This window comes from Nocardiopsis halotolerans DSM 44410, from assembly GCF_000341065.1.
Classification (GTDB): domain Bacteria; phylum Actinomycetota; class Actinomycetes; order Streptosporangiales; family Streptosporangiaceae; genus Nocardiopsis; species Nocardiopsis halotolerans.
On record NZ_ANAX01000166.1, the window covers coordinates 22,549 to 33,458 of the forward strand.

12 protein-coding genes are annotated in these 10,910 nt (G+C 70.6%); 6 read left to right on the plus strand and 6 right to left on the minus strand.

Going from position 1 to position 10,910, the window contains the following annotated elements; all coding sequences use genetic code 11:
• Position 1: 1 nt before the first annotated feature.
• Both D455_RS0112955 and D455_RS0112960 read right to left on the minus strand, forming a co-directional pair.
• Complete coding sequence (locus D455_RS0112955; protein WP_017571149.1) at positions 2-805, minus strand: ABC transporter ATP-binding protein; 804 nt, start codon at positions 803-805, stop codon at positions 2-4.
• 495 nt (positions 806-1,300) lie between these two features.
• Entirely contained in the window at positions 1,301-1,738 is a 438-nt protein-coding gene (locus tag D455_RS0112960) for a hypothetical protein (protein ID WP_017571150.1), read from the minus strand.
• 525 nt (positions 1,739-2,263) lie between these two features.
• On the opposite strand from D455_RS0112960, the gene D455_RS0112965 reads away from it, so the two are divergent.
• Positions 2,264-2,518, plus strand: a complete 255-nt coding sequence (locus D455_RS0112965) for a hypothetical protein (protein WP_017571151.1) — start codon at positions 2,264-2,266, stop codon at positions 2,516-2,518.
• A gap of 48 nt (positions 2,519-2,566) precedes the next feature.
• Here the strand turns inward: D455_RS0112965 and D455_RS0112970 are convergent, their stop codons facing one another.
• Positions 2,567-3,739 (minus strand): undecaprenyl-diphosphate phosphatase, encoded by a 1,173-nt coding sequence (locus tag D455_RS0112970; protein ID WP_017571152.1) that lies wholly within the window; start codon positions 3,737-3,739, stop codon positions 2,567-2,569.
• Positions 3,740-4,216: 477 nt separating this feature from the next.
• Here D455_RS0112970 and D455_RS33745 point away from each other — a divergent pair, with 477 nt between their 5' ends.
• The 4 genes from D455_RS33745 to D455_RS0112985 all read left to right on the plus strand — a co-directional run bounded on the left by D455_RS33745 (position 4,217) and on the right by D455_RS0112985 (position 6,910).
• Positions 4,217-4,378 (plus strand): LPXTG cell wall anchor domain-containing protein, encoded by a 162-nt coding sequence (locus D455_RS33745; RefSeq protein WP_017571153.1) that lies wholly within the window; start codon positions 4,217-4,219, stop codon positions 4,376-4,378.
• A gap of 185 nt (positions 4,379-4,563) precedes the next feature.
• The gene (locus D455_RS35345) at positions 4,564-5,148 is read left to right on the plus strand and encodes a glycosyltransferase (protein ID WP_449289309.1); all 585 of its coding nucleotides are present in this window, start codon (positions 4,564-4,566) and stop codon (positions 5,146-5,148) included.
• Positions 5,088-5,789 (plus strand): hypothetical protein, encoded by a 702-nt coding sequence (locus tag D455_RS35350; protein ID WP_241480243.1) that lies wholly within the window; start codon positions 5,088-5,090, stop codon positions 5,787-5,789. The genes D455_RS35345 and D455_RS35350 overlap by 61 nt, the downstream gene beginning before the upstream one ends.
• Positions 5,790-5,908: 119 nt before the next feature.
• Entirely contained in the window at positions 5,909-6,910 is a 1,002-nt protein-coding gene (locus D455_RS0112985; RefSeq protein WP_017571154.1) for a DUF389 domain-containing protein, read from the plus strand.
• A gap of 33 nt (positions 6,911-6,943) precedes the next feature.
• Here D455_RS0112985 and D455_RS0112990 read toward each other — a convergent pair whose 3' ends face one another.
• The 3 genes from D455_RS0112990 to D455_RS0113000 form a co-directional block, all read right to left on the minus strand.
• Entirely contained in the window at positions 6,944-8,842 is a 1,899-nt protein-coding gene (locus D455_RS0112990) for an alkyl/aryl-sulfatase (protein ID WP_017571155.1), read from the minus strand.
• Positions 8,843-9,012: 170 nt separating this feature from the next.
• The gene (locus tag D455_RS0112995) at positions 9,013-9,630 is read right to left on the minus strand and encodes a LysE family translocator (protein ID WP_017571156.1); all 618 of its coding nucleotides are present in this window, start codon (positions 9,628-9,630) and stop codon (positions 9,013-9,015) included.
• 282 nt (positions 9,631-9,912) lie between these two features.
• Positions 9,913-10,512 carry a PadR family transcriptional regulator gene (locus D455_RS0113000; protein WP_026122584.1) on the minus strand — a complete coding sequence of 200 codons (600 nt, stop codon included), beginning with the start codon at positions 10,510-10,512 and terminating at the stop codon, positions 9,913-9,915.
• A 114-nt stretch (positions 10,513-10,626) separates the two neighbouring features.
• Here D455_RS0113000 and D455_RS0113005 point away from each other — a divergent pair.
• Positions 10,627-10,910 (plus strand): hypothetical protein (locus D455_RS0113005; protein WP_026122585.1); only part of this gene is annotated, 284 nt, incomplete at its 3' end.

Sequence of the window (10,910 nt, forward strand, 5' to 3'; positions counted from 1 at the left end):
CTCACAGCGGAACGAGGTCGTCGGGGGCGGCTCCGGCCTCCCAGGCGGACTGGAGGGACGCGCGGACGCGGTCCTCCAGGGCGTGCATGTGCGGTCCGCTCACCACGTCCCTGTCCCGGGGCCGGGGCAGGTCGACGGGCAGCACCTCGTGCACCCGGCCGGGCCGGGCGGACATCACGACGATCCGGTCGGAGAGCGTGACCGCCTCACGTACGGAGTGGGTGACGAACACGACCGTCGTGGACATGTGCTCCCACATGTTGAGGAGCTGGAGCTGGAGCGCCTCGCGGGTGAACTCGTCCAGGGCGGAGAAGGGCTCGTCCATCAGCAGGAGGTCGGGCCGCAGGCCGAAGGCACGGGCGATCGCGACGCGCTGCTTCATCCCGCCGGACAGTTCGTGCGGGTACTTGCGTGCGGCGTCGTCCAGGCCCACCATGCGCAGCAGCTGGTCGGGGTCCTCGCTGCCCCTTCCGGCCCGGCGGTTGACCCGTGAGGGCAGGGACACGTTGCGCCGGACGTTGAGCCACGGCAGCAGGGCGGGGGTCTGGGGGACCAGGCCCACCGCCTTGGCCTCGCACATGTGCTTGGGGGTGGAGCCGAAGACGGTGACGTCGCCGCTGTCGTGGCCCTCCAGCCCGGCGATCACCCGCAGCAGGGTGGACTTGCCGCAGCCGCTGGGGCCGATGAGGCTGACGAAGTGGCGGCGCGGGATCTCCAGGTCGATGCCGTCGAGCGCGGGGCGGAGCGGGTCACCGCCCTCGTACGTCTTGGTGAGCCCGCGCACCTCGATACGGTCGTCGCTCACGTGGCACTCCACCATCGGTGCGCGCGGTCGTGGGTGCGGTGGACCGGGTCTGCGGTGCTCCGGTCAGGTTCCGGCCGTTGTGGGGATGCCATACTGCTCCTCTTCGTGCGTGGTCGGATGATTGCACACCGTGTCCTCGGTGGTGAACAGGTGTGTGCCGGACGAAAACGGACGCGCAGGTCACGAAGGTGCGGCTTCATCGACCGGAAAGGGGGTCGGGCGGTACGGAGCCGGAGCGGGGCACGCGGTGCCGACGGGCGGCGCGGGGCGCATGGTGGAGCCGGGGGAGACCGTGGCGGTACGCGGACCGGAAGCGCCTGTGAGTACGACCGCATGGGGAGAACCCATGGGACACCCTCCAGATAGCCGTCACCGGGCATGGGTGCCCGAGGACCTTCGATGGAGAGCGGGTGGAAGCAAGCATGTCGACGGCCCGCGGGAATCCTGACGTGTGGAACGTTAGAGATTGCTCATTAACGCGTTATGAAGCCTTGATCACATACTGATATCGAGTGTCCGAATCCTGAGATGATCGTCGACGAGGGCGATCGTGATCCGGTGGGAGGCGAACGCCACGGGAAGCCAGGCGCCGCGCCCGAAGAGCCTGGCCAGGGGTTCGCCGAGGACCACGATGGCGCGTGCGTCCGGGAAGTGGCGGTCCCGCAGCCAGACGAGCTTGAAGGCGTCCGCGATGACCTTGTTGCGCTGCGCCGACTTCATCGGGCCGTGCAGCGGGGAGAACTGGGCCAGGATGGTCGGGTGGCTCCCGTCGGCGCAGTCGACCCCGACCCGGGTGCCGTCGGTGAGCGTGAACTCCCGGGGGGCGAGCTCGATCCCCAGGTGCGCGGAAAGCGCCCGGGCGAGCTCGGGATTGCCCTGCCGGGTTGGTCGGATTATGTCCCCCGAAGACGGACTTCTTGCTGAATGCCCCATAACAAGGAAACTTTAGTGCACATGGGTCCCAGGGGCATCGCGGTTATCTGTCCGTGCGCGAGAGGGGCGGAGTCTTCGCCTCGCCCACCTGGGGTTTTTGTCGAAGCTCCCGTGGTGCGCCTCACATCCATTGCTTCCGGGGTGCGGTCGTGGTCAGGACCCCGTTCTGGCGGGCGCTCCCGGATCGGGCCGCACCCGTGCACGGTCCGTGTGGGGCGCGGATCCCGGCGTGCTTGCTGGTGGAATCGGAGGCCGAAGGGAAAAGCGCGCAATTCACCTCCGCTTCGCCGGGAGGAAAACACCAGTTCAGCACGTGTGTGCCGACCTCTTGGGAGGATGTCATCCGCTGTTCACCAGGGAGGCGTCAGCGCGTTCGCGCCGTTCGGCCGCTCCCGGCGCCGCCGTGCTGATCCGGCGCCGCCGTGACCATTGCGTTCGTGGAGGTGGACGGGCGCCCGTGGACATGTTCCCCGGGGGACCACTCAGGGCAGGCGAGAGAGCAGGTGTCCCAGTGAGGAGGCGGTGATGGCGACCATCCGCGCCGAGCACGTGGCTCGGCTGCTGTGTACGGAGGACGGCGACCCGGTGCTGATCGTCCACCGGGGCCGGGCCGACGTCGTCGAGGCGGCGGACCTCGACGACCCGCGTTACGAGGGCGCACTGCGCCTGGCCGACCGCTCCGACCTCGCCCCGGAACGGAGCGGGGGCGATCCCACCGGGGAGGAGCTCGAAGCCCTGGCACGGCGGTTGGACACCGCGGTCCGCAACCTCGGGGGGTGACCGCGGGGCCCGGCGGTCACCCCCCGAGGGGGCGGCCGGCCTGCGGAATCAGTCGTCCGCCTTGGGGTCGTAGGTCTGGCCGGTGACCGGGTTGGTGGCCAGACCGGTGGTGACGTCGTAGTCGACGTCCATCCCCAGGTCCGGGTCGTGGTACAGGCCGGTCTCGGGGTTGCGCGGCAGACCCACCTCGGGGTCGATCGCCCAGCCGGTGACCGGGTCGACGGCCGGGGAGGGCGACTCGGAGGGCGTCCCGGACGGCTCGGCGGAGGGGTCGTTCCCGGAGGCGGGCTCGGCCCCGGGGGCGGTCCCGGAGGCGGGTTCGGCGCCGGGTTCGGACTCCTCCCCGGGCGTCTCCTCCACGCTGACGATCTCGCTGCGCGCGGTCTCCGAGCCCGCGCCGCCCTGCGGGTCGATCACTCCCCAGCTCACCAGGGCCAGGACGAGGATGCCCAGGCCGACGCGGTAGTAGACGAACGGCATGAAGCTGTGCGTGGAGATGAAGCGCATCAGCCAGGCGATCACCACGAAACCGACGACGCCCGCGATGACCGTCCCCACGATGGTGGCGCCCCATCCGGCGTACTCGTTGCCGCCGATGTCGGTCAGCTGGTACACGCCCGCGCCGAAGACCGCGGGCAGCGCCAGCAGGAAGGCGTACTCGGCGGCGTCCTTGCGCTGGAATCCCAGCAGCATCCCGCCGGTGAGGGTGCCGCCCGAGCGGGAGACGCCCGGGATCAGGGCGAGCGACTGGAAGAGGCCGAAGGTCACGCCCCGGGGGACGTTGAGGTCCTCCAGGGTCCGGTGCTTGCGCGTGTACCGGTCCACGACGCCCAGGATGACGCCGAAGACGATGAGGTTCAGCGCGATCAGGCGCAGGTCCCGGAAGACGCTCTCGATCTGCTCCTCCAGGAGCAGGCCGAGGACCACGATGGGGATGGAGCCGAGGATGACGTACCAGCCCATGCGCGCGTTGACGTCGCTGCGCAGTTCCCGGTTGAACAGGGACCTGGTCCACGTGGACAGGATCGCCCAGATCCGTTTGCGGAAGTAGATCACCACGGCCAGTTCCGTGCCGATCTGGCTGACGGCCGTGAAGGCGGCGCCGGGGTCGGGCCACCCGAAGAACGCCGACACCACGCGCAGGTGTCCGCTGGAGGAGATCGGGAGGAATTCGGTCAGTCCCTGGACCAGGCCAAGGATGACTGCTTCGAGGAAGGACACGGCAGAGTCTGCTCCAGGCTGCTTCGGTCGCCGCCCTGGGGTGGGACGCGACGACGGTGGACAGGGCACGGTGGGGCGCGCTGGGGAAAAGGGGATGGTTCACGAAGCTTACTGAGAACTCGCGGTCGGCGCGTCATCGCGGTGGTGCGGGGAAGGGCCGCGGTGGCCGCCCTTTCCGTCCGTGCCTGGTGGGAGCGTGTGCCGGACCTCTCCTCATCCTTCGTATGCGTTCTCATGAGCGGTATTCCGGAAAAGTAGTCGAACATAACGTTAGAGGACATGCCCCCTGGTCGATGAAGAGTCCGATAAGTGTGCTTTCGTCACGAAAAAGGGTTGGTGGCGGACATGTCGAGCCCTTGGTGCCCGGCTGGGAAACATGACCGGATCTTTACCCGGAAAGGTCGGTGTCTTTTTGCCGGCGAGGCCGTTCCGTGGGAGACAGGTGACGCCACCTCACGCGACACGGAGGAAAAGTCGATGCCCTACGGATACACCGCCAGTTCCGGTGGAACGCTCGCGGTGACCGGTCTGGCCACCGGTTACCTCTGGCTGATCGCCGTCGGACTGGTCCTGGTGGTCGCCGGAGCCCTCCTCGTCCGCGTCTCCTTCCGCCGCGACCGGGGACCGATGGAACGATGAGCCCCTCCACGACCGGTGACGACGGACACGGGACGAAGGCACCGGAGGATCCGCCGCTGCCCGAGGCGAGGTGCGCCCGCCCCGGGGCGATGGCGTTCCTGGGCACGATCGCGCTCGCCGGGTTCGCCGTCTGGGGGCTGCTGCACCTCCTCGGCGTGGTCGGAGGCCACGACGCGAGTCTGGCCATGGTGTGGCTCGCCTCGTTCCTGCTCCTGTGGTGGGCCCCCTTCGCGTGGTTCGAGCGGCCGGTCCGGGCCACGGCCGAGGAGCACGCGGAGCTGGACGCCCTGACCGTGACCGTCCAGATCCCCGTCTACAACGAGGACCCGCTGGTCCTGCGCTCGTGCCTGCGCTCGGTCCTCGCGCAGAGCCGCCGGGTGGACCGTGTACGGGTCGTCGACGACGGGTCCGTCGACGCGTCCACCGGCCTCCCCGTGGACTACGACGACATCCGCGACGCGTTCCTCGCACGGGCGGTCGAACTGGGCGTCGAGGCCACCTGGGACCGCACCGGGAACCGCGGCAAGCGGTTCGCGCAGATGCACGTGCTCGCCGAGGACGACGCGGACGTCTTCGTCACCCTGGACAGCGACTCGGTGCTCGACCGCCACGCCGTGCGGGAGGGGCTGGGGGCCCTNAGACGCAGTCGGTGGCGGGCCACGTCATCGTGCTCAACCACGAGGCCAACCTGCTCACCAGGCTCACGTGCGTGCTCTACCTGCCGTTCACCCGCGGCATGCGCAGCGCCCAGTCGGTCCTGCGCCGGGTGACGATCAACTCCGGCACGCTGGCCTTCTACCGGGCGGAGACGGTGCGCGCGTGCGCGGGAGCGTACGAGAACGAGCACTTCTGGGGCCGTCCCATGCAGATGAACGACGACTCCATGCTCACGTTCTACGCGCTCCTCAGGGGCGACACGGTGCACCAGCCGTCCGCGATCGTCTTCACCCTCGTCCCCGAACGGCTGCGCCACTACCTCGGCCAGCAGCTGCGCTGGATGAGGGGGACGACGGTCCGCCACCTGTGGTGGCTGCGGTACATGCCGATGGGCGGCGTGGTGTTCTGGGGGACGGTGACCGAGTACCTCCACATGTTCCTGGCCTACGCGCTTCCCCTGATCGTCCTCCTGGACGACGGTCTCCGCCAGCAGTGGGAGTCCCTCGCCCTGGCGATGCTCCAGATCGGACTGGCGATCAACTACGTCATGGCCCTGCGCGTCTTCACCGTCCGCAGGAGCGACGAGTCCGGAGCGTACCTGTTCCTGCTGTACCTGCTCTCCCCGCTGGCCGCGGTCTGGCGGTTCCTCCTCCTGCGGCCCCTGTACCTCTACGCGATGCTCACCTGCCGCAGGATCGCCCGCTGGGGCACCCGGCAGGAGGTGGAGGTGGCCCTGGCGGTCCGCCCCGCGTGAACCCCGGTGCCTCCCGGTCTCCGGGCGGACTCCCGCGGGCTTCGTGAGTCCGCCGAGAACCCGCTCCGCCGGCGCCGTGCCTTCGACGGTTTCGGGGAGGTCGGGGAAATACTCGGTCCATGCTCAGCGGAACCCTTGAACGCGTCCTGCCGGCCGCGCAACTGCGCACGTCGGCCGAGATCATCCAGGACCTCGACCCGTCGTCGGGCGACAGCAGGAGCAAGAGGTCGGCGTTCTGGACGATGCTGACGCTGTCGGCGGTCATCGCCGCCGGCGGCGTGCTGACGGACTCGGCGGCCACGGTGATCGGCGCGATGATCATCGCACCCCTGTCCACGCCGATCATGGGGATCGCGCTGGGCGTCGTCGGCCGGCGCGGGACCGGAGCGGTCAGGACGGTCGTCCTCGGATGCCTTCTGGTGATCGCCGTCGGAGTGGTGTTCTCCGTGGTGGTCCCCAGCAACTACGTCCTGCTGGAGAACGGCCAGATCGCGGGACGCACCTCACCCGGGGTCATGGACCTCGTCTCCGCCCTGGCGACCGGTATGGCCGGGGCGGTGGCCCTGTCCCGACGCGACGTCGCCGCCGTCCTGCCGGGGGTGGCCATCGCCATCTCCCTGGTCCCTCCCCTCGTGGTGGCGGGTGTGTGCCTGGGGCAGGCGGCGGTGTGGCTGGCGGCCGGGGCGCTGGTGCTCTTCCTGTCCAACCTCCTCGCCCTGGTCTTCGCGGGCATGGTGGTCTTCGCCGCCTCCGGCCACGGCACGCCCCCGAAGGACGGGGGCGGGCGGTCCCCGCGCGGGGCACGCCTCGTGCTCGGCTCGCTGTTCGTGGCCGTACTCGTACCGCTGGTGGCCAACACCGCGCTCACCGCCCTGCTCAAGGTGTGGACCGACCGGACCGAGGAGGCGGCCCGGCGGTGGATCTCCGCACAGCCGAACGCCTCGGTGACACGCGTGTACGTGGCCGCGCGGGCGATGCACGTGGAGGTCCGGGTCCCGGAGTCGCCGCCCCCGGTGGACGTCCTCGTCACGGACCTGCGGGGGCGTGTACCCGACCAGCTCGTCCTGGTGGTGGAGACGACCCGCGGCGAACGCGTCGACACCGGTCCGGTCGGGGACTGAGCGCTCCACGCCGTGGCGGCCCCGCGTCGGTGCTCAGGGCGTGACGATCGGGAAGTCGGTACGGGGCTCGTCCAGGACGGACACCAACCGGCGGAGCACGTCCGGATCGCCCCGGTGCTCCACGCCGTCCAGCGTCCCCTCGGAGAGCACCCGGACCAGCTGCTCCTTGGACAGGGTCAGCGTCAGCTCCGCCGCGTCGCCCCGGGGATCGGGGTGGTGGATGAGGACGCCGTTGGAGAGCATGGCCCGGTAGCGCTCACCGGTGTCGGTCATGTGCAGGTCCAGGGACAGCGCCTCCTCCCAGGCGCGGGGCCCGTCGACGCGGATGGCGACCGAGTCGAGGATCTGGGTGACGTTCAGCGCCGGAACGAGGCTCTCGGCCAGCGCGATGGCCGTAGGCGGGACGCCCTCCCGCAGTTCCAGGGCCCCCACCAGGAAGAAGTTCCGCCAGATGGCGCATTCGGATCCGTGGCCGAGCCGGGTGAGGACGTTCGCGAGCAGCTCCTTGGCGTCGGACCGCTCGGGATCGGCGAAGACGGCGTGCGAGGCCAGTTCGGCGGCGAACCGGAGGTCCCCCTCGTCGGCGAAGGACCGGGCCTGGCCCAGGAGGGCGTCGGTCCCGCCCATGGCGCGGGCGTACCTCCGTGCCTGCGCCTGGGGCGGGTGCTGCCACAGGTGGGCGGGGTTGCCGTCGAACCAGCCCATGTAGCGCTGGTACACGGCCTTGACGTTGTGCGAGATCGAGCCGTAGTAGCCCCGGGTGCTCCACGCCCGTTCCAGCCCGGGCGGTAGCGGCAGTTCCTCGGCGATCTCGGCTCCGGTCGCGCCCCGGTTCATCAGCCTCAGCGTCTGGTCGTGGAGGTAGGCGTAGACGTCGCGCTGCTCGGTGAGGAACCCGCGGATCCTCTCCGTGCCCCAGATCGGCCAGTGGTGCGAGGCGAGGACGACGTCGGAGTCGTCGGCGAACAGTTCGATGGTCTCGTTCAGGTAGCGCGACCACATACGCGCGTCACGGACCTGGGCGCCACGCAGGGTGAGCAGGTTGTGGAGCGTGTGGCAGGCGTTCTCGGCGGTGCACAGGGCCCGATGGTCGGGCAGGAAGAAGTTCATCTCCGCGGGCGCCTCGGTCCCCGGCGTCATCTGGAAGACGAACCTGACCCCGTCGAGCACCTCCTCCTGTCCGGTGCGGGTGACCTCCAGGGTCGGGGGGACCAGACCGACCCGGCCGCTGGAGGTGCCGATGCCCAACCCCATGCCGACCCGTCCCTCGGGTCCGGGTTCGAGGTCGAAGGCCCCGAAGTACATGCCGCGTCGGATCATCGCCGTACCGGCGTAGACGTTCTCGGACACGGCGTGTTCCATGAAGTCCTTCGGCGCAACGACCGGGACCCGGCCGGCCCCGACGTCGGCCGCGTCGACGACGCCGAGCACACCGCCGAAGTGGTCCAGGTGGGGGTGCGTGTAGACCACGGCGGTGACCGGGCGCTCGGACCGGTGTTCGCGGTACAGCGCCAGGGCCGCGGCGGCGACCTCCTCCGACACCAGCGGGTCCACGACGACGACGCCCTCGCGGCCCTCGACGAGGGTCATGTTGGACAGGTCCATGCCGCGCACCTGGTAGACGCCCTCGACGACCTCGAACAGGCCGTTGACGGCGGTCAGCCGCCCCTGACGCCACAGGTGCGGGTGGACGGTCCGCGGGGCGGTGTCGGTGCCCTCCTGGAGGAAGGAGAACGCGCGCAGGTCCCAGACCGGGCGCCCCTCGTCGTCGGTGACCTCGGGAGGAGCCGTGGCGATGTGTCCGCGGCGGGCGTCGTCGAAGTCGGCGGTGTCGTCGAAGGAGGGTCCCCCCGTCGGTGTGCGGTCGTCCCCGGACCTGGTCGGTCGCGGGACTCCGGCGGCCCTGTGCCCCGTACCGGTGCCACGTGCCATGAACCCCTCCCGGCGTGTGTGCGGCCCGGGTGGGCACCCGCGGCCATGGAAGCTCCGGGCCGGCTCCTACCCCCGGCCGGACCGCCGTAGGACCAAACGGCGGTCAACATCCCACCGGCCGGAGGCGGCACCCACGGGACGGCGGTGGGGGATTCCGACCCGCGGCCCGGTCAGGGGCGGGCGGTGGCGACGCGGACGCCGAAGGCGATCAGCACGCCTCCGGTGATCCGCTCCATCCACCGGCGCACCACCGGGCGGGCGAAGAAGGCCCTGGCGACGTTCAGCAGGAACACGAAGCCGCCCAGCCAGGCCACCGTCAGCACCACGTGCGTCAGGACCAACAGGGCCATCCCCACCTGCGGGGACAGCTGGGGCGGGGACAGCGTGGGGAGCAGGCTGACGTAGAAGACCGCGATCTTGGGGTTGAGGGCGTTGGTGACCGCCCCGGTCATCCAGGGGTTGCCTCCGCGTTCCGCGGGGCCGTGGACCACCGTCGGTTCCGGGCGGCGGCTGTTGAGCAGCGCCCTGACGCCCAGGTAGACCAGGTAACCCGCACCGGCGAACTTGACGACGGTGAAGGCCGTGGCCGAGGCGGCCAGGAGCGCCGCCAGACCGATGACGGCCAGCAGGCCCCACAGGAGCAGGCCCGCGGCCACGCCGACGACCGTGCGCAGCCCGTCGCTCCGGCCGCCCGATACGGCCTGGCGCGCGACCACGGCCATGTCGGGTCCCGGAGCCATCGTGAGCACGGCCAGCATCCCGGCCGCCACAAGAATCTGCGCGAACATGGGTGTATTTTCGCACTTCGCTGGACTTCCGGGAGGGTGCCGTCCACCACCCCGGCCCCCAGAAGGGCGCGCCGCCGACACCGGCCCCGGGCCCGAGCGTTGAAGGCGCTTGCGCGTCAGAGGCGGCAGGCCGACCGCCGTCGCCGTGCCGGTGGCGACGTGAGCAGGCCACATGGAGCCAGCACCGCCGATGTGGACGACGGCGGCGGGGAAGGCCGTGACCGCGCCGTCGAGGGCGAGGACCTTCCACTGCCCGCGCACGGGAGGGCACCCGGGCTCCGGTCAGTCCGGTCGACCGCTCTCGACGGCGCGTCCCCACGCGACGAGGTCCGCGATGTCCCAGTCCAGGTTCCCGGAGCGCAGTTCGCCCAGGGTGCGGTCGAGCCAGGCGAGTTCGGCGCGCGCCATGTGCTCGCGGTACTCCTCCTCGATGGTCAGTACGCGCGGCATGTCCGGCGGAGCGGGTTCCTGGTCCGCGATCGCGGCGGCGACCGCCCGCCTGCGCTCCTCCAGCAGTTCGGCCACGACCCCGGGTTGTTCGACCGCGGCCGAGGCGAGGGCGGCGACGAAGACCGGGTACTCGGACGCGGGGCGGGAGAGGGCCTCGCGCAGGGTCGAACGCATCGCGTCGGTCCCGGCCTCGGTGATCCGGTAGACGGTGCGCTCGGGGAACCCCTCGGCGCGTTCGGTCAGGGCGGCCTCGATGAGGCCCTCCCGCTCCAGGCGGTGGACGGTCTGCTGGACGCTGTTGCGCGAGGCCACGTTCACGACGCGGTCCTTGCCGCGCTCCACGATGAGCTTGTGCAGGCGGTAGGTGTGCAGGGGCTGCTCGTGGAGCAGGACGAGCACGACGAGCGCGAGCGGTGAGGGACGGCGCGACATGGTCACCACCTTAGGAGTGCCGCGGCGGAGGGATGTCTCCGCCCGCTCTGGACGACATAGTATGACTAGATATAATATGGCTAGACAGTGTCGACCGACATCCCAGGAGTCACCATGTCCTCGATCACGCGGGACACGGCCCCTGCGGTCCTGGTCCCCGGACTGCTCGTCGCCGGAACCGTCCTGTACGTCCTGCCTTCGGCCCTGCACGGGAACCCGCCCGTCGACTCGGCCGCCGACACCCTGGCCTACGTCGCCGAGCGCCCGTCGTGGCGGGTGGTGCACCTGGTCAACATCGGCGCCGTGCTGGTGTGGCTCGCGGCCTTCGGCGTGCTGGCCCGTCACCTGGGAGGCCGCGGCGAGGCCCTCGCCCGCTACGCCACCCACGTGTTCACGGC